This is a genomic window from Marinobacter sp. (assembly GCF_041984545.1).
Classification (GTDB): domain Bacteria; phylum Pseudomonadota; class Gammaproteobacteria; order Pseudomonadales; family Oleiphilaceae; genus Marinobacter.
On sequence record NZ_JBHIXV010000024.1, the window covers coordinates 1 to 23,718 of the forward strand.

General features: G+C 58.4%; 23 protein-coding genes. 9 read left to right on the forward strand and 14 right to left on the reverse strand.

From position 1 onward, the window contains the following. Positions 1-197 precede the first annotated feature (197 nt). Genes ACFC20_RS12035 through ACFC20_RS12045 form a run of 3 tightly spaced genes read right to left on the reverse strand, consistent with a single transcriptional unit; the run spans position 198 to position 2,081 of the window. A complete protein-coding gene (locus tag ACFC20_RS12035; protein WP_206855624.1) occupies positions 198-899 on the reverse strand; it encodes a hypothetical protein in 702 nt (233 codons plus the stop codon). A gap of 15 nt (positions 900-914) precedes the next feature. Then, a complete protein-coding gene (locus tag ACFC20_RS12040; RefSeq protein ID WP_011786636.1) occupies positions 915-1,649 on the reverse strand; it encodes a HupE/UreJ family protein in 735 nt (244 codons plus the stop codon). A gap of 48 nt (positions 1,650-1,697) precedes the next feature. Next, positions 1,698-2,081: a hypothetical protein gene (locus ACFC20_RS12045; RefSeq protein ID WP_041656491.1), complete on the reverse strand. Its 384-nt coding sequence runs from the start codon at positions 2,079-2,081 to the stop codon at positions 1,698-1,700. Between the two features lie 80 nt (positions 2,082-2,161). Between ACFC20_RS12045 and ACFC20_RS12050 the strand changes: the two genes are divergently transcribed. Next, positions 2,162-2,440, forward strand: a complete 279-nt coding sequence (locus tag ACFC20_RS12050; protein WP_011786634.1) for a metal-sensing transcriptional repressor — start codon at positions 2,162-2,164, stop codon at positions 2,438-2,440. Between the two features lie 31 nt (positions 2,441-2,471). Here ACFC20_RS12050 and dmeF read toward each other — a convergent pair whose 3' ends face one another. Beyond that, entirely contained in the window at positions 2,472-3,401 is a 930-nt protein-coding gene (gene dmeF, locus ACFC20_RS12055; RefSeq protein WP_011786633.1) for a CDF family Co(II)/Ni(II) efflux transporter DmeF, read from the reverse strand. 171 nt (positions 3,402-3,572) lie between these two features. Between dmeF and ACFC20_RS12060 the strand changes: the two genes are divergently transcribed. The 4 genes from ACFC20_RS12060 to ACFC20_RS12075 all read left to right on the forward strand — a co-directional run bounded on the left by ACFC20_RS12060 (position 3,573) and on the right by ACFC20_RS12075 (position 7,095). Then, positions 3,573-4,502, forward strand: a complete 930-nt coding sequence (locus tag ACFC20_RS12060) for a chromate resistance protein ChrB domain-containing protein (RefSeq protein ID WP_206855621.1) — start codon at positions 3,573-3,575, stop codon at positions 4,500-4,502. Positions 4,503-4,504: 2 nt separating this feature from the next. Then, positions 4,505-5,956: a chromate efflux transporter gene (gene chrA, locus ACFC20_RS12065; RefSeq protein WP_206855620.1), complete on the forward strand. Its 1,452-nt coding sequence runs from the start codon at positions 4,505-4,507 to the stop codon at positions 5,954-5,956. 334 nt (positions 5,957-6,290) lie between these two features. Then, on the forward strand, positions 6,291-6,593 hold the full coding sequence (locus tag ACFC20_RS12070; RefSeq protein ID WP_375193216.1) for a DUF1778 domain-containing protein: 303 nt from the start codon (positions 6,291-6,293) through the stop codon (positions 6,591-6,593). Further along, on the forward strand, positions 6,565-7,095 hold the full coding sequence (locus ACFC20_RS12075; RefSeq protein ID WP_375193217.1) for a GNAT family N-acetyltransferase: 531 nt from the start codon (positions 6,565-6,567) through the stop codon (positions 7,093-7,095). The genes ACFC20_RS12070 and ACFC20_RS12075 overlap by 29 nt, the downstream gene beginning before the upstream one ends. Positions 7,096-7,157: 62 nt before the next feature. Here the strand turns inward: ACFC20_RS12075 and ACFC20_RS12080 are convergent, their stop codons facing one another. The 6 genes from ACFC20_RS12080 to dctP form a co-directional block, all read right to left on the reverse strand. Further along, positions 7,158-7,913, reverse strand: coding sequence for an Asp/Glu racemase (locus ACFC20_RS12080; RefSeq protein WP_375193218.1), 756 nt, complete (start codon positions 7,911-7,913; stop codon positions 7,158-7,160). Positions 7,914-7,934: 21 nt separating this feature from the next. Then, on the reverse strand, positions 7,935-9,464 hold the full coding sequence (locus ACFC20_RS12085; protein WP_375193219.1) for a malonyl-CoA synthase: 1,530 nt from the start codon (positions 9,462-9,464) through the stop codon (positions 7,935-7,937). Next, entirely contained in the window at positions 9,461-10,822 is a 1,362-nt protein-coding gene (locus ACFC20_RS12090) for a malonyl-CoA decarboxylase (RefSeq protein WP_375193220.1), read from the reverse strand. Before ACFC20_RS12090 ends, ACFC20_RS12085 begins: the two co-directional genes overlap by 4 nt. Before the next feature lie 22 nt (positions 10,823-10,844). After that, entirely contained in the window at positions 10,845-12,182 is a 1,338-nt protein-coding gene (locus ACFC20_RS12095; RefSeq protein ID WP_375193221.1) for a TRAP transporter large permease, read from the reverse strand. 2 nt (positions 12,183-12,184) lie between these two features. After that, positions 12,185-12,706 carry a TRAP transporter small permease subunit gene (locus tag ACFC20_RS12100; protein WP_375193222.1) on the reverse strand — a complete coding sequence of 174 codons (522 nt, stop codon included), beginning with the start codon at positions 12,704-12,706 and terminating at the stop codon, positions 12,185-12,187. 83 nt (positions 12,707-12,789) lie between these two features. Next, positions 12,790-13,788 (reverse strand): TRAP transporter substrate-binding protein DctP, encoded by a 999-nt coding sequence (gene dctP / locus ACFC20_RS12105; RefSeq protein ID WP_375193223.1) that lies wholly within the window; start codon positions 13,786-13,788, stop codon positions 12,790-12,792. Between the two features lie 144 nt (positions 13,789-13,932). On the opposite strand from dctP, the gene ACFC20_RS12110 reads away from it, so the two are divergent. Next, a complete protein-coding gene (locus ACFC20_RS12110) occupies positions 13,933-14,607 on the forward strand; it encodes a GntR family transcriptional regulator (RefSeq protein ID WP_091992034.1) in 675 nt (224 codons plus the stop codon). A 20-nt stretch (positions 14,608-14,627) separates the two neighbouring features. Here the strand turns inward: ACFC20_RS12110 and ACFC20_RS12115 are convergent, their stop codons facing one another. Continuing rightward, positions 14,628-15,479 (reverse strand): universal stress protein, encoded by an 852-nt coding sequence (locus ACFC20_RS12115; RefSeq protein WP_375193267.1) that lies wholly within the window; start codon positions 15,477-15,479, stop codon positions 14,628-14,630. A 70-nt stretch (positions 15,480-15,549) separates the two neighbouring features. Beyond that, positions 15,550-17,037, reverse strand: coding sequence for a SulP family inorganic anion transporter (locus tag ACFC20_RS12120; RefSeq protein ID WP_375193224.1), 1,488 nt, complete (start codon positions 17,035-17,037; stop codon positions 15,550-15,552). A 165-nt stretch (positions 17,038-17,202) separates the two neighbouring features. Here ACFC20_RS12120 and ACFC20_RS12125 point away from each other — a divergent pair, with 165 nt between their 5' ends. Beyond that, positions 17,203-18,483: an MgtC/SapB family protein gene (locus tag ACFC20_RS12125; protein ID WP_375193225.1), complete on the forward strand. Its 1,281-nt coding sequence runs from the start codon at positions 17,203-17,205 to the stop codon at positions 18,481-18,483. A gap of 17 nt (positions 18,484-18,500) precedes the next feature. Here the strand turns inward: ACFC20_RS12125 and alkB are convergent, their stop codons facing one another. Beyond that, complete coding sequence (gene alkB, locus ACFC20_RS12130; protein ID WP_375193226.1) at positions 18,501-19,151, reverse strand: DNA oxidative demethylase AlkB; 651 nt, start codon at positions 19,149-19,151, stop codon at positions 18,501-18,503. A gap of 112 nt (positions 19,152-19,263) precedes the next feature. Between alkB and ACFC20_RS12135 the strand changes: the two genes are divergently transcribed. Then, positions 19,264-22,089, forward strand: coding sequence for an HD domain-containing phosphohydrolase (locus ACFC20_RS12135; RefSeq protein WP_375193227.1), 2,826 nt, complete (start codon positions 19,264-19,266; stop codon positions 22,087-22,089). 48 nt (positions 22,090-22,137) lie between these two features. Beyond that, positions 22,138-22,920 (forward strand): co-chaperone DjlA, encoded by a 783-nt coding sequence (gene djlA / locus ACFC20_RS12140; protein ID WP_375193228.1) that lies wholly within the window; start codon positions 22,138-22,140, stop codon positions 22,918-22,920. A gap of 23 nt (positions 22,921-22,943) precedes the next feature. Here the strand turns inward: djlA and ACFC20_RS12145 are convergent, their stop codons facing one another. Then, positions 22,944-23,552: a methyltransferase family protein gene (locus ACFC20_RS12145; protein ID WP_375193229.1), complete on the reverse strand. Its 609-nt coding sequence runs from the start codon at positions 23,550-23,552 to the stop codon at positions 22,944-22,946. Positions 23,553-23,718 lie beyond the last annotated feature (166 nt).

Below are 23,718 nucleotides of genomic sequence, written 5' to 3' on the forward strand. Positions count from 1 at the left end.
TCCACTCCTGGAGGTGAGCTAAACTGACTGAAAATGCGGGTTTCTGGATGGGCACTAATTAATTGCTGTATGCATGACATTCATGAGCTGATTCATAACCTCTGGTTTTGCTCCATTTCATGAACCTTCGCTTCGTTTCTCGCAGCCGGCCATTGTCTGACCGGCTCCAAAAAAAATTGCAATTTATGCCTGCGTGATCAAAGCACTTTCTTCAGTTGTCCGTAGTCTCCACCGGTACGAAGGACGAGAGTAATGTCATTGTCATTCCGGTTTCTGAAGAACCAGCCATGGTTGCCGGTAAAAGCGGCTTCCAGTTGGCCTTCGTCTTCCGGTACGCCCCGGCCTTTCTCGTATGAAATTGACTGGCCGCCTCCATCGCCATGGGTATCAAAGTTGATTGGGCCACCCTCGGATACCCAAGAGAAGCGAGCCACAGCACCTTCTTCCATGGTGAGCTTAAACTCAGTACCTTCGCCAGGCGTAAGAACCACTCGCACTTCGTCCTGCCATTGTGTTTCTGCAGGTGCTGGTTCTGATGCTTGTTGTTCTTGCACGGCCGCAGGTTCTGGTTCTGGTTCTGGCTCTGGAGCAGCTTCCTGAGCGGGTTCTTCGGCTTCAGGCTGTACTGCTTCGGTTTCCTGCTGATCGCTTGAGGATTGCACGGCAACCATCTGTGCCTCCTCGTCAGCGGCAGCTTCATCAGCCAGTTGTTCCTTGATTTCGCCCATTTCGGTCAACCCCAGCAATCTGCCGGCACCGGTCGGGTCCAGGGCGTACTCGGCGGGCATGACCACGGTCACCAGCAGAATCAGCGCCACAATAGCTGCGATGATGGTTGATCGAATAAGTTTGGCAGTGCTGGGCAGTTCTTCACGGTTGGGTATATCGGTGTTGTACATAGCAAATCTCCAGAATCAGGCGACAAAGTAACCCGTGAGCTGATAGCCAAAGAGCAGGAAACCTGCACTCATCATGGCAACGTTGGCTGTATAGGCGTGGCGGAAAAAGCCGTCGGTTTTACGCCAGAAGCTGATGGCAATCAGGATCATGGCCAGGGCGATCAACTGTCCGATTTCCACGCCCACGTTGAAGGCGAGGAGGTTCGGAATCAGGCCGTCCGGCGAGATGTCGTATTCGATGATCTTGGTGGACAGGCCGAAACCATGGAAGAACCCGAAAATCAACGTGGCGGCCTTGGTGTTGGGCTGGAAGCCAAACCACCGCTGGTAGGCACCGATGTTGTCCAGTGCCTTATAGACGATGGACAGGCCGATAATCGCATCAATGATGTAGCTGTTGATGCCCACATTGAAGTACACCCCCAGCAGCATTGTGGTGGAATGTCCCAGGGCAAACAGGCTCACGTAGATCGCGATGTGCTTCATTTGGTAAAGGAAGAAAATGACACCCAGCAGGAACAGCAGGTGGTCATAGCCGGTGACCATGTGTTTGGCCCCCAGATAGATGAACGCAATAAGGTTTATCCCGGTAATTTCCTGGATGTAGCCCCTGTCGCCCTGAGCGACTGCGTGGGCAAGCACATCGGTACTCATACCCAGAAAGCCCAGGGTCAGAAATGTCCAGAACAGACGACTGCCTGTGCCCGTTGAGGGCACACCACGGCAACCGCCAAGCAAGCTTGACAACATAAAGACTCCAATTGAATTTGTTTTCTCGGGCCACGTAAGCGGCAAGAATCAAGCGGGAATAGAGGCTTTTGGAGGGCGTTCAAGCCGATAGCGCAAACTGCGGGGAGAACCTCCGGCAAAGGGCACGGGCTGCCGGAGAACGGTCAGGCTTTGGGAAACAAACGGAACCCTGAGCTGGTCCACGGTCTCGTGAGTATGATTGCCAGCATCATGATGCACTGAGGATGTCTCTGGCTCTTCGTCAAAATCGTGGGTGTGTCCATGCGCACCATAACTGCCTGGGTGGCCGTCAGGCTGCGATTCCCAATCGCCTGCCAAGTTGGCCACACCGTGAGAGAATGACTCGCCAATCACCGACAGCGACAGGCCCGCCAATGCGAACAGCATGACGAGCGTCGGAAGCAGTTTTCTTTGATGGAGGGCCGAAATCATCAGTCTCAATGGTCGAGTCGGTGGTTGGATTTCAACGAAGCAAGAGGATACCATCCCCCCACGGGGGATAGGAATTAAACATGATAAATGATCACACGCATCAATCGCATCCGAATATCATCAAACGCCTGAAGCGGGCCAACGGCCATCTTGAAAGCGTGATTGGCATGATGGATCAGGGGAAGCCCTGCCTGGAGCTGGCACAGCAGCTTCACGCTGTGGAAAAGGCCATCCAGCAGGCCAAGCGCGTCTTGGTACAGGACCACATTGAACACTGCCTGGACGATGCCATCGGACCGCTGGAGCCGGAGCAGCAGCGGCGCGTCGACGAGTTCAAAGCAATCGCCCGTTATCTTTGATCTCGTTACTCTCTAATTTGCGTTCTCTCCGTTAATCACAGCGAAGAGGTTCCACCGTCACGTGGACCAGGGACTGGCAGTGTGCCTGAATGCGCTCCTTATAAACTGCGGGCGACTCGGGCTGATGCGAGACGACTGAGACAATAGCGGCATGAATGTTTGGGCCTATTGCCCACACATGCAGATCACTGACTTTGGCATCGTCGTCTTCGACGGCCTCTTTAACAGCGTCCTCCATGTCCTGATGTTGCTCGTCGAGAAGGATTTTTGAGGTGTCTCTTAAAAGTTGCCAGGACCAACGGGTTACCAGAATCGCACCGATAATCCCCATCATCGGGTCCATCCAGTTCCACCCGGCATATTTACCCGCCAGAAGGGCAACAATGGCAAGGACTGACGTCAACGCATCTGCAAGCACATGCAGGTAAGCGGCCCGTCGGTTGTGGTCATGGTGATGATGGTGGTGACCGTGATTATGCCCGTGACTGTGACCATGGTCATGACCTGCATCCCCCAGTATCCACGCTGACACCCCGTTGACCACCAGGCCTATGATGGCCACAAATATGGCCCCATCGAAAGAAATGGGGACGGGCTGGATAAAACGCCCAACACTCTCGATGACCATGTAGAGCGCAAAGACAGCCAGCAGAATGGCTCCGGTAAAGCCGCCCAGCGCATTGACCTTCCCCGTCCCGAAAGAGAATCGGGCGTTGCCTGCGTTTTTCCTGGCGTATGCATAGGCGAAGGCGGCAATACCCAGGGCCACCGCGTGCGACCCCATGTGCAGCCCATCGGCCAGCAAGGCCATCGAGCCATAAACGATCCCGGCCAGGATTTCCCAGACCATCATCGCCAGCGTTAGGCCCACCACGATGAGCGTTCGGATTTCTCCGGGGCGCTTCCGATCCTGGCCAAAGACATGCTTATGTTGCCAATGATCGAGTCGTTCGTGGTGCATCACAGTGTTCCTAGCGTGGCTGATGATTTGGTAAGTCTGGGGTCAAAACCAGCTTTTAACCTATCCCCCGTGGGGGGATATATGAGAATGCTACTGTAGTCAGATGGCCATCACAACCGTTCAGCCATAAAAGTGTTGTGATTGCTACAAACACGTAGTAGATTCTACAGAATGTCATGGCTTCTACTGATTCTGTCACTTCCTACAGAAAATGCGACGGTGCGTATGCGGGCCTGGCGCTCTATTAAGGCATGGGGCGCGGCTTCACTTCGCGACGGCGTCTATTTACTGCCAGCTCACCCCGATCACGTCGAGAAGTTGGAGGCTGTGGCCCATGACGTGCGTGAAGCCGGCGGTGTCGCCCATGTTGTACCCACTGACGGCCCGGATGCTCATGAATTCCCCGCTTTATTCGATCGTGCGGACGACTATGAGGCCTTGCACTCGGACATCGCAGAACTACGGGCAACGCTGCTGCCAGAATCGGCCATGGAGGTTATTAGGGAGACCCGGAAACTGCGTAAGCGCTTCACGCGCGTGTCACAGATTGATTTTTTTCCAGGTGCTGCCCGTGAACGGGTCGATCGGGCGTTGCAGGAACTGGAAACCGACGCAAATCGGGTGCTGTCGCCTGATGAGCCGCTACCTGTTTCAGGCACGGTCGCTCTCCTCAACCGTGCCGACTACCTGGGAAGGGTATGGGCAACTCGTCGCCGACCGTGGGTGGACCGCCTGGCCAGCGCCTGGTTGATTAAGCGATTCATCGATCCGGAAGCGAATTTTCTATGGTTAAGCTCTCCAGCTGATTGCCCTGATCACGCGCTGGGTTTTGATTTCGATGGAGCGGCCTTCACCCATGTAGCTGACAAGGTCACCTTTGAAGCGTTGCTGGCGAGCTTTGGCCTGCGCCAGGTGGCACTGCAGCGGATCGCGGAACTGGTGCATTACCTCGATGTTGGCGGCCATCAGCCACCGGCGGCCACTGGAGTTGAATGCGTATTGATGGGCTTTCGCGAGTCTCATCATAACGATGATCAGCTGTTACTGGCTGCCAATCAGGTGTTCGACAGTTTGTACACAACCTATACGAAGGGGAAGTAAGCATGCCGGAGTCGTCCCACTCCACCGATACAGCCCACAGAACCCAACAAGACACTGTGCCATCGGGTGGCGATCGCAACGAGTTTGGTCATGAGATTACGTTTGGGGAAGCGGTGCGCGTCTGGCTAAGGATTGCAATGCTGAGTTTCGGCGGTCCTGCCGGCCAAATCGCCGTCATGCATCGTATTCTGGTGGATGAAAAGCGATGGGTCAGCGAAAGCCGGTTTCTGCACGCCCTGAACTACTGCATGGTACTGCCCGGGCCGGAAGCCCAACAACTGGCTACTTATATCGGCTGGCTGCTGCATGGCGTCAAGGGTGGGCTCGTGGCCGGCGGACTGTTTGTGTTGCCGGGTTTTTTGAGCATCCTGGTGTTGAGCGTGCTTTATGCGGGCTTTCAGGATGCAACCCTGGTGCAGGCGCTTTTCTTCGGGATTAAAGCGGCGGTGTTGGCGATCGTGATTCAGGCCGTCATCCGGATCGGTAAGCGCGCGCTCAAGAATGCCTATATGTACATCTTGGCGGCCCTTGCTTTCATTGCCATCTTTTTGTTGGCTGTCCCGTTCCCGGTAGTGATCCTGACTGCTGCCGTTATTGGCCTGCTGGGGCGGTACATGGACCCGGAACGATTCGTGGTCATCAAGGGACATGACACGCCCGAGGATGGTGAACGGGCGATCGACACCATGATGGATGGCGGTGCCGCACATCATACCAAGGCAACGCGCAAGCGGGCGCTCAAGGTACTCGCGGTCTGGCTACCGCTGTGGTTCACACCGCTAGTTGTATTGGCTGTATCGCTGGGCTTTGACGATGTCTTCACCCAGATAGGGCTTTTCTTCAGCAAGCTGGCCGTCGTCACCTTCGGTGGTGCTTATTCAGTATTGGCTTATATGGCACAGGAGGCCGTACAGAACTATGGCTGGCTTGCGCCAGGGGAAATGCTGGATGGTTTGGGCATGGCAGAGACCACGCCCGGCCCCTTGATTCAGGTAGTACAGTTCGTGGGCTTCATGGGCGCTTTCCGCGACGCAGGCCCCCTCGATCCTTTTACAGCGGGCATTCTTGCATCGATTCTGGCTACCTGGGTGACCTTTGTTCCCTGTTTTCTGTGGATATTCCTGGGCGCACCCTATGTAGAAAGGCTGCGCGGGAACCAGGCGGTGAGTGCTGCGTTATCGGCGGTCACCGCCGCCGTTGTGGGCGTGATGCTGAACCTGGCTATCTGGTTCGCGGTGCATGTCGCTTTCGCCGAAGTAGATACGGTTCGGACCTTTGGCATGCAGTTAATGGTGCCGACATGGGGCAGTATTCAGATCGCCAGTGTGGTGCTTGCACTGGCCGCCTTTATTGCCATGTTACGCTTCAAGGTGGGCATGTTGCCGGTGATCTTAGTCAGTTCGCTACTGGGCATCGCTTATTACCTGTTGTTCGGAGGCACGCCGAGCCTGTGAGCAGCGTGTCAGGCCTCTTTTTAGGAATGTCCACAGTAACGGGGTAGAACCCATTAAGCGCAGGCGCGACGAAGCCCATTTCATTGCGCCTTCGGTTCCATTCCATGGGCGCGCATACTGCAAGCGCTATTCGTCTTACTCGAATGTCCGCTTTGCGACCCTCACGCAACTCAGAGCCTGATGGGCTTCGTGTGCCAAAATGACACACAACGTTGATTGGCAATGTTGGGTATGCCAATATGGCACACGTAGATTGGATCCGTTGAATCACTTTTATCAAGGAAGAGCGTTTTCCTGGGTTCCAGTCGAGCTTACCCCACCATCGGTGAAGAATATGATGAACACACAAGGTAAAGACACTCGCCTGGTCGCTCGTGTTGATGAAGAAACACAGAGACTAATTGCTCATGCAGCAGAGTTAACGGGCCGCAGCTTGAGTCAGTTCCTGGTCTACGCTGCGAAGAAAGAAGCACAAGAGGCCGAACGTCAGGCGCTTCAAATTCAGGTCTCCCGGCAAAGTGCTGATCGTATGCTGGAACTGCTGGATAACCCTGAGCCAATTAACCCAGAGCTTCGGGAAGCTGCACTCAACCACAGGAAGTTGGCTGGTGACTTTAAGAACCGAAGAAATCAGTAAAAAACACAATCGGCGAAAGTTTGACTGCGGTACGCCTGCACTCAACGAGTTCTTAAAGAAAATTGCCCGGCAAAGCAGCCAGAAGATGGCGACTCGGACTTATGTACTGATCGAAGATGAGGTCGACCCGACGGAGATCCTGGGTTATTACACTCTTCTTCCCAGCACCGTTGTCTTCCCCCAGGGGCATCCCCTGCAAAAACGGTTTCCGTCGGATCCGCCGGTTTACCGCCTGGCACGGCTTGCGGTTGATAACTCTGTGAAAGGGTATGGATTAGGAGCATTCCTGCTGATCGAGTGCCTGAGGCGAGTTGTAGATGCGTCGATTTCAGTGGGAGGTATAGGTTGTGCGGTAGATGCCAAAGACAACGACTCAAAAAGATTCTACGAGAAGTTTGGGTTCGTTGCGATTGATGCCGTTGAGGGTGACTCTCTAGCTCTTTGGCTACCTTTTGAACAATGTCTCGAAGCAGTCGAACTCTCACAGACAAGTGGACGGTAGTCCGGCGTCGCCGCAGGCAACGACGCCTGACTCCAGGGCGCAGCCTTCACTACCTCTATTACCTAGCGATAACGCCCGCTCAGCAATCTCCCCGCGTTCGGAACCACGGTATCGAGGCCCAGCGCCTTGAGGATCTGGAACGTGGTGCAGGTGGCCGCCGACACCACAGGCTTGCCGAGGGCGTCTTCCACCTGCTGGATGGACGCCAGCGAGGGCATCTGCACGCAGGCAGACAGCACAACGGCATCCGCCCCCTGGGTGTCCAGACGCTGGACGATGTCGGTCAGCGCCAGCGGATCCTGGCGGCCCACCTCAAGGTTGTCCGGTATCTCCAGCGCGATGCTATCAACCACCTGGAAGCCTTCGGCCTCGATGTAGTCGATGACCATGTCTGTCAGCGGTCTCATGTAAGGCGTGATGATGGCGACCCGTTTGGCGCCCAGGACAGCCAGCCCCTGGGTGAGCGCGCCTGCACTGGTAACCACCGGAGTCGGATGTCCGTTGGACTCGGCAACACCCTGCAGGCGGGCCTGCGACTCCCGATGGTAGCCAGCGCCGCGGCTCATGATGGCAACCAGGCAGGCGTAGCCCATCACGTTCACAGCGGCATCAGAAAGTTCCAGGGCACAGCGATCAGACTCGTCATCCATGGCCGCCAGCTCTTCCCGGGTCACCTTTTTCATGCGCATGCGGCTTGAGTGGAAGGTAAAGCGTTCGGGTTCAACGGCTTCCCGGGCTCTCAGCATGGCCGGGATTTCCGTTTCCATGGTGGTATTGGAACTCGGCACTATCTGGCCGATCCGGTAGGTTTTCATCATAGCAGGTCTCCGGTTCCCGAATCAGGCGTCCTGGTAAATGTCTTTGTATTCGTCCCGAAGCTGCTTCTTCTGGACCTTACCCATGGTATTGCGGGGCAATGCCTCAACAAAGAACACGCGCTTGGGTTGCTTGAACTTCGCCAGGTGGCCGGCCAGTGCGTTGATCACATCCGCTTCTTCCAGCTTCTCACCGGGCAACAACACCACCACGGCGGTCACACCCTCACCAAAGTCCGGATGCGGCACGCCAATGACGGCGGATTCCATGACCCCGGGCATGGCGTCAATGACCTGCTCCACCTCTTTGGGATACACGTTGAAGCCGCCGGAAATCACCAGATCCTTGTCGCGCCCGACAATCTGCACATAGCCGCGCTCGTCGATCAGGGCAAGGTCACCGGTGATGAAGAATCCGTCGTCCAGGAGCTCCGCTTTGGTTTTCTCGGGCATGCGCCAGTAACCCTTGAACACGTTCGGGCCGCGAACCTCCAGCATGCCGATTTCGCCCGCTGGCAAGGGTTTGTGGTCCCCCGTCTCCGGATCGGTAATCCGTATTTCCACGCCCGGCAGCGGCATCCCAACGGTGCCGGCGATGCGGTCCCCGTCGTAGGGGTTGGAAGTGTTCATGTTGGTTTCTGTCATGCCATAGCGCTCGAGGATGGCATGCCCCGTGCGCTCTTCAAAGCGTTGATGGGTCTCCGCCGTGAGCGGCGCCGAGCCGGAAGTAAACAGGCGCATGTTGGCTGTGAGCTCCGGCGTCAGGCGATCGTCCTGCAGCAAGCGGGTGTAGAACGTGGGGACTCCCATCAGAGAAGTGCCATCGGGCATGGCCTCAATAATCATGTCGACATCGAATTTGGACATGAAGTACAGGCTGGCACCGGTGATCAGAATGACGTTACACGCCACGAACAGACCGTGAGTGTGGAAGATGGGCAGGGCGTGAATCAGGCGATCCTTCTCGGTGAAACGCCAGGCCTCCGCCAGGCTCTGACAGTTCGAGCCGAGGTTCCTGTGGGTCAGCATGGCGCCTTTCGAGCGGCCGGTAGTACCGGAGGTATACAGGATAGCCGCCAGGTCGTCGTCGGCGCGCTGCTCGATTCCGGTATAGGCATCGGCCTTGCCGACCTTGTCCATCAACGAGCCGTCCGCGTTAACACCGAGCGTCTCAACGCAGGGACACCCGGTTTCCTTCGCGATGGCTTTGGCTGCTTCAAGGGCTGCAGGCTGACACACGAACAGGGCGGGCTCCGCATCGCCCAGGAAATAGCCGATTTCATCGGCGGTATAGCCAGTATTCAGCGGCAGATAAACGCCACCGATCCGCAGCGTTGCCAGATACAGCAGAATGGCCTCGGGGCTCTTGTCGACCTGAACCGCAACCCGGTCGCCGGGTTCCACGCCCAGGCTCTTGAGAGCGCCGGCGATCTGCTCGGTGGTGGAGAGGGCCTCAGCGTAGGAGTAGGTCTTGCCTTCCGGCGTGGTAATGAAGTTGGCTGTTCCCCGCTCCTGCATCTTCGCTGCGAATGTTGCAAACAGGTTGTTATTCATTTCTCGGCTTCTCCTTTGAACAGTTTCCGACCCAGCCTGCTCAGCTCGCGGACACTGGGGGAACAGACAATTTCACCGTTGGCAGTGAATTTTTCATTGTTGCGCTCAATGTTCTCGAGCACGTACAGGTAATTGACCATCAGCCCGGCCGACTGCTTCATGCCGTTTGCGGACACATCACCCAGCCAGTTGATCCGGTGCAGCTCTGCGCCATTGCCCAGATGGAATCTGGCGACCGGATTCATGGGGAGACCGGCGCTGTTTTTCTCCTTCAGCAGATACCGGGCGGCGAGCGGCCGCACAACCTGGTTCAGCCGTTCAGACAGTTCCGGGTGATTGATCCACTCGGGGTTATCCAGGTGGCTGAGCACCTCCTGGGCTTCCGGCTTGAGCAGTCCTGAGTCGGGGTGATAGGTCTGCTCAAGCCAGCTCCGGAACATTGGCAGCGGCGACAGCGTGACAAAGTTCTTCAGGTTGGGCAGTTCCTGCTTGAGCTCCTGCACCACCTGCTTGATCAGGAAATTGCCAAAGGAAATACCACGCAGGCCAACCTGACAGTTGCTGATTCCGAAGAACGCGGCCGAGTCGGCCAGCTCCGGGTCGTCGATGTCGTAATGGTCATTGGAAAGAATGGGCTGAATCCTGTCCGGCAGCCCCTTGGTGAGCGCAACCTCTACAAAGATCAGCGGCTCATCACCGATGGCCGGGTGGAAAAACCCGAAACACCGCCGGTCCCGGTTATCCAGCCGGCGGCGCAGGTCCTCCCACCCCTGGATCTTGTGAACCGCCTCGTACCGGATGATTTTTTCCAGGATGGAAGCGGGTGTTGTCCAGTCAATGCGCCTCAGAACCAGGAAGCCGCGATTGAACCAGGAGCCGAACAGATGCACGAAATCGGCATTGATCGGTTCAAAGTCCTTGTGACTTTTCATCAGCGCCAGGAAATCCTGGCGCATTTTTACCAGCTCGTAGGTCGCACCACGGCCCAGGTTCAGTCGGCGGAAGAGTTCCTGTCGCAGCGGCTCCGACACCTCGAAAAGCGCCGCCAGGTGCTTGTTGGAGCGGTCTTTGCTGTACACCCGGTAAGCCTGGTCAATCTTGTCAGGATCGGCGGCGAAGTCCTTTGCCAGGACACAGAAGAACGCCTTCTTCTCCTCGTCATCCAGAGACTGATAGATTTCCAGGGCCCGGCTGGCCATGACAATGCTGGCGGCTTCGCCATCACTCTGCAGCAGTTCCTGGCAGGCCTCTACCATGTGGCCGTGGCTGTAATGGTTCTTCTTGCCGCCGAACCGCCGTTGCAGCGCGTCCCGGTGCGTAATGCTGCTGAACAGCTCCTGCAGAAAACTCATATTCATGAGGAACACTCCTTTTCCGGGATCATGAACCCGCGCCCATGATCAGATCGGGCAGCCAGAGCGCAATCTGCGGGAAGAAACACAGCAGGATGATGCCGAGAATCATGCACAGCGCGTACGGCAGGCTGCCCAGCAGGATGTCGCGCAACGCAATATCCGGCGCAATCCCCTTGATGATGAACAGGTTGAGTCCCACCGGTGGCGTAATCAGGCCGATCTCGAGGTTGATCGTGAGAATGACGGCAAACCAGTAGGGATCGAAGTCCGCGGCAACAATGATCGGCAGCAGTATCGGTGCGGCCATTACGATCACGGCCACCGGCGGCAGGAAGAACCCGGCCACCAGCAGGAACAGGTTGATCACCGCCATCAACACCCAGCGATTCACCTCCAGATCCGCAATGGCACCGGCAACTGTCTGGGTAATGAACAGGGACGACAGGGCAAAGGCAAAGATCTCGGCGGTTGCGATGATCAGCATGATCATCACGCTTTCCCGCAGGGCATCGCGCATGATGTTGCCCACGGGTTTGGCCTGCCACATGCGATACACCGCAATGGCCAGCACCAGGCACAGGAAGGCCCCGACACCCGCCGCCTCGGAGGGTGTCGCCACGCCGCCATACAGCGCAAACAGGATGCCCATCACCACCAGCAGGAACGGGAGCACCCGAACCAGAGCCTTGAGGTTGCCCTCGACGTTCTCCTTGACCTGGGCCGCCACCTGCGCAACCGGGTTGGGCGTGTTGTAGCCCCCTGCCAGCTTGCAGGCAATCAGGGTCCAGACCATGAACAGAACCGCCAGCATGAGTCCGGGAATGGCGCCAGCGATAAACAGGCGGCCAATCGAGGTTTCCGTGGAAATACCGTAAACAATCATGGTGACCGAGGGCGGAATGAGAATGCCAAGGGTACCGCCTGCGGCAATACAGCCGGCCGCCACCCCGTCCGGGTAGCCCCGCTTACGCATTTCAGGAATGCCGAGCTTGCCGATTGCCGCACTGGTGGCCGGTGATGAGCCGGACAGCGCCGCAAAAATGGAGCACGCGGCAATGTTGGATATCGCCAGACCGCCGGGCAGGCGCCCCATCCAGAGATCAAGCGATCGATACAGGTCTCGCCCGGTGGGGGACGAAGCAACGGCTGCCCCCATCAGGATAAACATGGGAATGGCGACAAAGCCGAACGAGGCCACGCTGCCAAAGAAGGTTTCCCCGAAGTAGACAAGCTCACCGAGACCGCGATCCAGTAACAGTGCACCGAGCGACACCGCACCCAGGGCAAAGGCAATGGGCGTTCCGATGGCCATGAGCACGAGCAGGAAGATGACAACAAGAATACCGCTGGTAACCGGATCCATGATCAGAGCTCCACTCGAAGAATTTCAGCCACATATTGCAGCGACAACAGGGACGCCCCGACCGCCACAGGCAGAATGGCCGGCCACAGGGGCGGGTTCCAGACCGTACCGGTGGTCCAGTCAAACGCGTAGGCTTCGTAGAAGTAGTACCAGCAGCCGTAGGCCAGGGCGAGACAGAACGCCAGGCCAACCAGCGAGGCGGCAATTCGCATCAGGCGCTTGGGCAGGCCGTGCAGTGCGTCCGGCAATACGGTCACCGCAACATGCCCTCCGGTCTTCAGAACATAGGGCGTGCCCAGCAACATCGATGCGGTGATGGCAAACGTGGTGAATTCGGTCTGCCAGATCGTACTTTCGCCCATGACATAGCGAACAAACACCATGTGCACGACAGAAAGAACGCCCAGCGAAAGAAGAAAGCCCGCCACTATGGCGACAGCTACCGAGAGTGTGTCCATCAGGCGGATATAGCCGCCGACAACTCCCCGACCGGCGGCTGGTTGATAACCAGTAGATTCAGACATAAAGAGAACCCGAAAGATGAAGCGAATACCTGCCCCGGTGAAGCACCGGAGCAGGTAGACCGGAACGAACGCGCAGTTACCGGTTATTCGACAGCCAGTGCAGCATCAATCAGCGCCTGGCCGTTGGGGACGTTTTCCGCGAAGGTCTTGTAGGAGCTCTTCTTGGCGATATCGAGCCAGGCCTGGTAGTTTTCCGGAGACATGTTGACGACCTCAACACCGTTCTCCTTGAACACGTCGATCATCTTCTGGTCCAGACCGGCCGCCTCTTTGGCGAAGTACTCTTCCGCCTTCTGGCCGGCCGCCGCCAGTGCCGCCTGCTGTTCTTCATTCAGGCTGTTCCAGCTGCGCTCGGAGATGAGTACCGGCTCATACATGAACCACAGGGCGTTTTCTCCCGGGGCTGTCAGGCAGGTCACCTGCTCGTAGATGCGGTAGGACACGAAGGAACCGGAGGAAGTGTTGGCGCCATCGAGAACGCCGGTCTGCATCGCGGTGTAGATTTCCGAGGACGGCATGGAGGCAATGGAGGCACCAGCGGTAGCCAGCATTTCGTCGAAGGCCGGCCCGGCGGCGCGCAGGGTCTGGCCCTGAACGGTATCCGGCGAGGTGATGCACTGCTTGTTGGAGGCGAAGCCACCGGCCAGCCAGGCGTCAGCAAGAACCCGGGCGCCGGCGTCATTGATCACTTTCTTGATCATGCCCATGAATTCTGAATCGTTCAGGCGGGCGGCACGTTCGTGGTTACGGACCAGACCCGGCATCAGGGTGGCGGAAAATTCGGGATGGCGACCGCTGGCGTAGTCCAGAGGCAGAGACGTCATATCAAGACGGCCACGCACCAGAGCGCCCCACTGTTCCTTGGCCTTGAACAGGGACTGCCCCGGGTAGACCTGGAGCTCCAGGCCCACATCCGCGGCCGCAACTTCACGGGCCATCAACTGAACCATTTCGTCCCTGACATCACCCTTGCCACCGGGGAACTGATGGGACACCCGAAGCACGGTTTCTGCAACGGCAACACCGGAAACGAGAATAGACAGAGAGGCCGCCATGGCCACTTTCGCGAATGGCATTTTCATCGTTTTGTCTCCAAAGTTGTTTTTGTAGTATTGATCAGATAAATCTGATGTATACATCATTAGCCTTGATGTATATTAATGTCAACAGGAATTGACTAAAGTATGATCATCACGATTTCGAACCACCCAAACCGGCACTGACTTATGAAACGCTCCAACGCCCAGAAACTGAAAGACGCGCTTGAGGAAGACATCATCAATGGGCGCCTTCTGCCCGGCGACAAGCTCGACCACGACGCGCTGGCAGAAAAATACAACGTCTCAAGAACACCGATTCGGGAAGCCGTTCAGCAGCTGGTGGTGAGCGGGTTGGTGATCGTCAAACCCAAAAAGGGCACGTTCGTCGCGAAGGTAGGCTTTGATCAGTTGATCGAAATGTTTGAGGTCATGGCCGAACTTGAGGGGATGTGCGGTCGGCTGGCCGCCAGAAGGATTCAGCCTTCCGAGCTGGAACGGCTGCGCACCGCCCTGGAGCGATGCGAGGATCGTGACGTGATGTCCGACCCGGACGAATACTATTACGAGAACGAGGAATTCCACAGCTGCATCTACGATGCCAGCCACAACGGCTTTCTGGCATCCGAAGCGAGGCAGCTCAAGCAGCGGCTGAAGCCCTATCGCCGCCTCCAGCTCCAGGCCCGGAACCGGGTCTCGAATTCTGCCGCCGAGCACCGCCGCATTTACGACGCCATCGCCAGCGGTAATGAGCTTGAGGCTGAACGGGCCCTGAAAGAGCACGTCCTGATCCAGGGCACCCGCTTCAGTGACTTTGTATCACAGATCAGAAAGTTCGGGCATGCCACCCCGGCCACTGCCTGAAACGGTAAAAAACCCTCACGCTAGCGCAGTACCACCAGGGGTTTGTCGGCAGTCTTGAGCATAGTGGTTGTGGTACTGCCCACCAGGAACTGCCGGATTCGGGAATGACCGTAGGCACCCATTACCAGGATGTCGATGTCGTGCTCTTCCTGGTAGGCGTGCAGGGCCGGCTCCACATCACCGGCGCGAATGGCCAGGGTGATCTCGGTGCCCAGGCCTGCCAGCATCTTCTCGGCCTTCCTGAGCTGTTCCCAGCGATCATTGGTATCCGGACCAATCATTACCAGGTGCAGGGGCATGCCCCGGAGCACCGGGCTGCCTGCCAGCAGTTCCACACCCTTGAACGCCGTGGCGCTGCCGTCGAAGGCGAGCATGGCACTGCGGGGCTCACGGTATTCATCCGGCACCAGCAGGATCGGCCGATGCATGCTGCGAATCACCGTCTCCAGCTGGCTGCCAATGTGGGTGTCCCGTTCGGAACTGCTTTCACCATGCAGCCCCATCACCAGCAACCTTGTCTGATTCTCCAGCGCCAGCAGAGACTCGGCGAGCCCGCCATGACGCTGGCGCTGGATCACGTCCTCGATGCCAGCCGCGCTGACTCTTCGTTGCGCCTCATCCAGCAGGTGATGGCCGTGTTCGAGAGCCAGCTTTGCACGCTTGCGGTCCAGCTCAGCGAGGTCCTCGAGCAACTGCTCACGACTGCCGAGGCCAATGTTGCCAACCAGGTCCGGCTCCGCCGGGTAGCGCTCCTCATCCAGCACGTGCAGCAGCATCATGGGCGTTTCCATGTGCCTGCTCGCCCAGGCGGCGTAATCGCACACCGCGGGCGCGGCCTGGGAGCCGTCAATACAGGCAACTACTCGTAACATCTCCACCTCGCCTTCGTGTTCTTCGTGATTATTCTTCTGGCCGTGGTCGTTCACCGATTGCGGAGGCATATCAGTGCCCCATCAACTGGTCGACGGCGTCCGGCTTGTCGTGCACGCCAAAGCGGTCAACGATGGTGGCACTGGCTTCGTTCAGGCCAATCACCCGGACCTCCGAGCCTTCACGCCGGAACTTGATCACTGCCTTGTCCAGGGCGCCCACCGCGGTGATGTCCCAGAAGTGCGCGCGACTCAGATCAATCACCACATTATCGACTGCTTCCTTGAAATCAAAGGATTCCATGAACTTTTCCGAGGAGCTGAAAAATACCTGGCCAATCACGCGGTAGGTCCGGGTATCGGTGGTTTCATCCAGTTCGGAGGTCACCAGCATGTAGTGGCCCACCTTGTTGGCAAAGAACAGCGCCGCCAGCAACACGCCGGCAAGAACACCAAATGCCAGGTTGTGGGTGGCCACAACCACCACAACGGTCACAAGCATCACAATGTTGGTGGAGAGGGGATGTTTGCGAAGGTTGCGGATGGAGTCCCAGGAGAAGGTACCGATAGACACCATGATCATTACCGCCACCAGGGCGGCCATGGGAATCTGCACCAGCACGCTGTCCAGCAGCAGAACCATAACCAGCAGGAAGAGGCCCGCCGTGAGGGTGGACAGACGCGTCCGGCCGCCGGACTTAACGTTGATAATGGACTGGCCAATCATCGCACAGCCGGCCATGCCACCGATCAGGCCAGAGCCGATGTTGGCGATACCCTGCCCCTTGCATTCACGATTGCGGTCGCTGGTGGTGTCGGTCAGATCATCCACGATGGTGGCGGTCATCATGGACTCCAGCAGGCCAACGATGGCCAAAGGCACCGAATACGGCAGGATAATCATCAGGGTTTCCAGGTTCAGCGGCACGTCCGGCCACAGGAACACCGGCAGGGTGTCCGGCAATTCGCCCATATCGCCCACGGTTCGAATATCGAGCCCCGTCACCACCGCCACGGCGGTGAGAACCACGATGCACACCAGCGGCGAAGGCAGCACCTTGCCCACCACCGGCACCAGCGGAAACAGGTAGATAATGCCGAGCCCCGCGGCGGTCATGGCATAGACGTGCCAGGTCACATTGGTAAGCTCCGGCAACTGGGCCATGAAGATGAGAATGGCCAGAGCGTTTACAAAGCCAGTCACTACCGATCGCGAGACAAACCGCATCAGGCTACCGAGTTTCAGATAGCCGGCGATCACCTGCAGCACGCCGGTCAGCAGGGTGGCAGCCAGCAGATACTGCAGACCATGCTCCTTTACCAGCGTTACCATCAACACCGCCATCGCCGCCGTGGCGGCCGAAATCATTCCGGGCCGCCCGCCCACGAAGGCAATGATCACCGCAATACAGAAAGAGGCGTAAAGACCGACTTTCGGGTCCACACCGGCAATAATCGAGAAGGCGATGGCCTCCGGGATCAGCGCCAGTGCCACCACGATACCGGCGAGCACATCGCCCCGGATGTTCGAAAGCCAGTTGGCCTTGAGGGAATTCACCATAGATTCGGATGTCCAGCTTGCTACCATTTCAGAGGCCGCGAAGCTTATCAGCCGCCTGAACGGAAAGTAAGGCTCTTAGGGGTATTTTCTTAGAGCTCTAACGACCTCCCGCGCAGGCTGCTATGATCATGATATCCATTGCGTAACAGGAGCTTGCACCACCCCATGGACGACGTTGCTGCCCAATTTCTGGCTGGAAACCGAACCACCCTCAACCTCGCCGTGGCCCTTCTGCTGGGCGCCATCATCGGCCTTGAACGAGGCTGGGACGCCCGCGAGCAGAAATCCGGCGAGCGTATTGCCGGTATCCGAACCTTTGCACTGGTGGGCCTGCTGGGCGGTATCTCGGCGCTTCTGGCGGAGGAAATCACCGAATGGGCATTTCCGGTGCTGCTGGTGAGCGTGGTGGCGATGGCCATCGTCGCCTACAGCGAGCGGCTTCAGCACATTCGCAACTTCAGCATCACCGGCATGGTGGGCATGGTGCTCACGTTCTGCTTTGGCGCGGTAGCAGTGGCGGTGGACCCGGTAATCGCGACAGCCGCCGCAGTGGTTACGGCAATCATCCTGGACAACAAGGAAAAGATTCACGGGTGGGTCAACCGGCTGATGGAGCACGAACTGGATGCGGCATTGAAACTGTTGCTGATTTCCGTGGTCATGCTGCCCATCCTGCCGGACGAAGCGATGGGGCCGGGCGGCGTTCTCAACCCCCGGGAAATCTGGTGGATGGTGGTGATGATCGCCTCCATTTCCTTTGTCGGCTATTTCGCCATCCGGGTGGCAGGTACCCGCAAGGGCATTCTCTTTACCAGCCTGTTCGCCGGACTCAGTTCATCCACCGCCCTGACTCTGCATTTCGCCCGCCAGGCCTCGAAAAATCCCCAGCTTAATGCCCAGTTCGCCACCGGCATCCTGATTGCCTGCGGCACCATGTTCCCCCGCATCCTCGTGTACTGCCTGGTGATCAACCCGGGCCTGCTTCCAACCCTGATGGGTCCGGTGCTCGTTATGACGGTGCTTCTCTATCTGCCCGCCATTGTCATCTGGCGCAGCAATACCCACAGCTCGGAGGTCAGCCAGCCCACCCTCAACCAGAACCCGCTGGACCTGACCTCGGCGCTGGTCTTCGGCGTTCTGCTTACGGTCATCCTGCTGCTGGGTGAATTTCTCCGCAACTGGCTGGGCAATGCCGGTATCTATGCGCTGGCGGCCACCTCCGGCATTGCCGACGTGGACGCCATCACCCTGTCACTGACGCGCATGTCCACCGACACACTGGCCATGACCACCGCCGTTATCGGCATCGTACTGGCGGCTGCCTCCAACAATCTGGTGAAGTCAGCCATGGCCTGGGTAATTGGAAACCGCAAGATCGGGCTGCTGGTCGGCGGGCCGATGGTGTTGTCCCTCGCAGCCGGACTGTTGACGGCCTGGCTGCAGTAGGGAGCCAATAAAGGACACTAGAGCGCGCGACGGAAGGTGAGATTGTAGCGATAGGGGCCGGTCAGCGGGTGATGGCCGGTCTTTAGGGTCAGCACCCCGTGGTAGTTCAGGCGGGATGGGCCGCCCCAGACCACCACATCACCGTGTGCCAGGGGCACCTTCAAGGGGCGATCGCTGCGTTTACGGCCGCCAAACTGGAACACCATCGGCAATCCCAGGGAAACAGACACGATCGGCTGGCTGAAATCCCGCTCGTCCCGGTCCTGGTGCAACCCCATTTTGGCCCCTCTCTGATAGCGGTTGATCAGGCAGGCGTCCGGCTCGAACCCCGGATAACCGGCGTCTTCGGCGGCCTCCGCGGCCAGTCTACGGAACACCCCCGGCATCGCGGGCCAGGGATTACCCGATTCCGGATCCTCTGCCTGGTAACGATACCCTCGCTGGTCGGTCACCCAGCCCACATGGCCACAAGCGCTCATGGCGGCCGACATGGCATGGCCTGCAGGGGTTCTCATGTGCCGGAAGGGCGCCTGTTGGCTCACCTCGTCAATGGCCTGCAGCAGAGCCTGTTCGTTGGCAAGCGCGAACCCCCGGAGCACCACAGCGCCTTCGGTGATGGTCTCCCGGATGGGCTCCCCGGGCTGGTCGGAAAACAGATCAGATGTCATCGCTCTCGATTTTACGGCATATGCATGAAAAAAGCCGGACAACGGCTACGCTTGCAGTAGTGGGCGCCCGCTTCGCTGGTATTACGCCTATCCACGCCTTCAAGGATCATCCATGGAACGAACACGCCAGTCAGCCCAGGTGTCACTACCTTTTCTGATCGCATCCGCCATTACCCTGGGAATGCTGGTGCTGACCGTGGTATTGATTGGCCAGAGCTTCCGGGGCATGGAGGCCGCAAAGGTGTCAGCGGCAAGCGCCGCCGCCCGACAGCTGGCCATCAGCGTGGACGACCGTATCCACGCCATCACCGCACCGCCCTCAACGGCCCTGGCGGTACTGAGCCACGATGCCCTGGGCGAGGCTGAAAACCTCAAGCAGCGCCTGGACCGGTTACCGGTGTTGGCCGACATTCTGGCCAGCAGCGAGATTGTCAGCGCGGTCTACGCCGGCTATCCAGACGGCGATTTCGTGCTCTTGCGCAAGGTGCTCAGCTCCGGCACCCTGCAGTTCCCGGATGCCCCCGAGGGCACCCGTTACCTGCTCCAGACCATCACCCAGGGTCGGGAAGGTGTCCCTGGCGAATGGCGGTTCTACAACGCCGACATGGAACGGCTGGAACAACGCAGTGTGCCCAGCTACCGCTACGACCCGCGAACCCGGCCCTGGTACAGTGCAGCCCGGAGCTCGGAGTCCACCGAACTTTCGGCACCCTACCTGTTCTTCACCACCCAGGAAACCGGCATTACCCTGTCTCGGCGCGCAGCTTCCGCGACCGCCGATACGGGCGCGGTATACGGCATCGACGTTACGGTCACCGACCTCAGTCGTCAGCTGGCCGAGCTTCGGCAGACCCCGGACACACGTATTACCATCGTCAATCGCAATCAACAGGTTCTGGCCGATTCCGGCAACCGGCAACAGCCCGGCCCCGCCATCAGCAAGGTTCTTTCCGGCACTGGCGAGATCATGGATGGCAGCCCGGTGTCCCGGTTCAGCGCAGACGGCAAAGACTGGTATGGCATGGCCGAATCCCTCGATGCCCTGGAAAACGAGGGGCTGAGCATCGTGGTGGCCATACCCTCGGATGAGCTGCTGGCGGAAGTCTGGCAGGCCCTCGCACGCCAAACCGTGATTGCCGGTGTGATTGCCCTGCTCCTGCTGGTTATTGGCTGGTTCCTTGGGCGCCAGGTGGGCCGACCGCTGGAGCACCTCACCAACCAGGTCAGCCGGCTTTCACGCTTCCGGTTCGATACCCCGGTCCGGTCTGATTCGCACATACGCGAAGCCCGCCAGCTCAGTGTGGCCCTGGACGACATGGCCCGGACCATCCGCAGCTTCCAGAGCATCGCCACGGTCCTGAACCGGGGCCAGGACCTGAACAATCTGCTGCGGGACATACTCGAACAGATTGTGCACATTGTCGGCCAGGCCCGGGGCGGCATCTACCTGTTCAGCCGCCAGCACCAACAACTGACCCTGGCGGTGAACCAGAACCTCACTCTGCCGGCAACCATTGAAGACGTGTCCTCGAATGACGACGACAGCGACATCATTCGGGTGCTCCGCCAGCAGATCACGGGCAACCCGGTCTTCGCCATTCTGCGCAACCGCCGAAAACGCCTCATCGGCGTGCTCACGATCGAGATGGAGCACGGCGACAATACCCAGCTCAGCGATGACCTGATCGTGTTCGTGGATGAAATCGCCGGGTCTGCCGCCGTGGCCATCGAAACCCGGGAGCTCATTGAAAGCCAGCAGGCCCTTCTGGAGGGTATTATCCGTCTCGTGGCCAACGCCATTGACGCCAAATCCCCTTACACCGGAGGCCACTGCGAGCGCGTACCCAAACTGGCGCAAATGTTGGTGAATGAGGCGATCCAGAGCGACAGCCCGGCGTTCCGGTCGTTTTCCATGACCGAGGAACAACTCCAGGAATTCCACCTCGCCGCCTGGCTACACGATTGTGGCAAGATCACCAGCCCGGAGTACGTGGTCGACAAGGCGGTTAAACTGGAAACCATCCATAACCGGATCCACGAAATCCGGACCCGCTTCGAAGTCCTCCATCGGGACGTCGAGATCGAATACCTCAACAAGCGACTGAATGGCCAGGATGACGCCCTTGCGAGGCAGGAACGGGAGCAGGCCTGGCAGGATCTGCAGGACGACTTTGCTGTGGTTGCCCGGGCCAATCACGGCGGCGAGTTCATGGCCGAAGCGGATATTGCGGAAATACGCCGCATTGGCAAGAGAACCTGGCAGCGCCATTTCAATGACCGGCTGGGCCTGACCCCGGACGAACAGGAAGCCCTGGCCGGCATCCCGGAAGCGCCCCTTCCGGCGACCGAACAGCTGCTTGCTGACAAACCCGAGCATCTCCGGGCCTGGGGCGAACACCTGCCACCCGTGCGCAAGGACGACCCCCGCAACCAGTGGGGCTTCGACATGGCCTTGCCCGAGTATGCCTACAACCGGGGCGAACTGCACAATCTCACGATTGCGCGGGGCACGCTCACGCCGGAGGAGCGCTTCAAGATCAACGAGCACATTGTGCAGACCATTTGCATGCTGGACGCCCTGCCCCTTCCCGACCGGCTGGCCAACGTTCCCAGGCTCGCCGGCACCCACCATGAACGCATGGATGGCAAAGGCTATCCCTGTGGCCTGTCGGCCGGGGACATGGGCATACCCGAGCGCATCATGGCGGTGGCCGATGTGTTCGAGGCTCTGACGGCCGTTGACCGGCCCTACAAGGAAGGCAAAACCCTCACCGAATCCCTCACCATCCTCGATCGAATGGCCGACGAGGGACACATCGACCGCCCGGTGTTCGAGCTGTTCATTCGGTCAGGAACCTATCGGCGTTACGCCCGGCAGTTCCTGAAACCCGAACAGATCGATGACGTCGATGAAAGCCTGTTCATGAAGCAGGACTGAAAAACACGTATATTCTATGGCCTGTTTTCCGCTTTAAAGGATTTATGGATGCTGTTTGCAATCATCGTCGGCGGCCTGATTGGCTATGCCTTTGGAAAATTCCCTGGATTCCTGGTGGGCGCTGCCATCGGCGCCTTCCTGCTCAATCGCCTCAAACGCCGCCTGATCGGTAAACTGCAAAGCATCCAGTCCGGGTTCATCGATTCCGTCTTTGCGGTCATGGGTGCTCTTTGCAAGGCCGATGGCGTGGTGTCGCGGGATGAAATCCAGATGGCGGAAACCATGTTTGTGCGCTTCCGCCTGAATGAAGTCCAGAAGGCCCAGGCCAAAGCGGCGTTCACCCGGGGCAAACAACCGGACTTTGATCTTGAGGCAGAGCTGGGACGCTTCCTGCAGGCCAGTGGCCGCCAGCCGGCATTGCTGCAGATGTTTCTTCAGGTGCAGGTATCCGCTGTGGCCGCCGATGGCACCGTGCACCCGGCAGAGCATGACATGCTGCTTCGCATCGCGCGGGGGCTGGGCCTGCCGGAAAGCCAGGTGGACCAACTGGAAGCCATGCTTCGGGGTGGCGCCCATTCAGGCCAGGCCGGTGCCGGTCAGCGGTCCTCTGCCGACCAGATCAGTGACGCCTACAAAGTGCTCGGCGTGTCGCCTTCGGTGAGCGATGAAGAACTCAAGAAGGCCTACCGCAAACTGATGAGTGAAAACCACCCGGACAAGCTGGCGGGCAAGGGGTTACCGGAAAGCATGCGAGAGATGGCGGAAGAGCGCACCCGGGAAATCAGCCACGCCTACGATGTCATCAAGGAAGCCCGCAAACGCCAGGCATGAGCCATACCCGTTAGCGTTGCGGCTCAGAGCCAGCGCGGGACCCTCACCCGATAACGCTCGTATTCATCGCCGAATTTCTCCGCCAGGGCCTTTTCCTCCTCCCGGGCCTGGCGGGTAATAACCAGCACCCCGGCCACCAGACACACCAGCGAGAATACACTTGGCAGCGCCAGGAAAAATCCCAGCTGGCCGGCGATCACGGCCATGAACAGCGGGTTGCGCGATCGGGCAAATGGCCCCTCGGTCAGCAGCTTGCTGCGGTTTTTGCGGGGGTCGATCCCCGAACGCCAATCCTCATGCATGTACGCCTGCAGGTAGTTAACAACCGCAAAGGACCCGAGCAACAGGGCCATCCCGGCCGCCAGCACCGGCCACTGGTACAACCAGCCAAACACCCCCAGCCAGCCGTCAATGTCTGCAAAGATACGCACCACGCACACGGTAAGAATCAGCGCCCGGAACACATTGAAAATGTGCCTGTGCCACCAGGGTGCGGAACCACGCTCACCATAATTGATATGGGAGAAGTGCATGCGGCTGTATAGCCCAAGGCTGCGACCAGCAAACTGCAGGCCGATCATCAGGAAAAAAATGCCGAGAAAGTGGCGTACAAGGGGTTCTGTGATTTCCATCGTGATCGCTAACCAAGACTCAAACCACCAGCTTATTACCTGAAAACACGGATGAAAAGAGCCTTTTTTCGGACTTTTATCACGCCCATGCCTCCGCTTCCCGAAATGACATGTTGCCACGCCGGGGATTACCGTAGAGTAAATTCTGAACTGGCCACCAGACAGA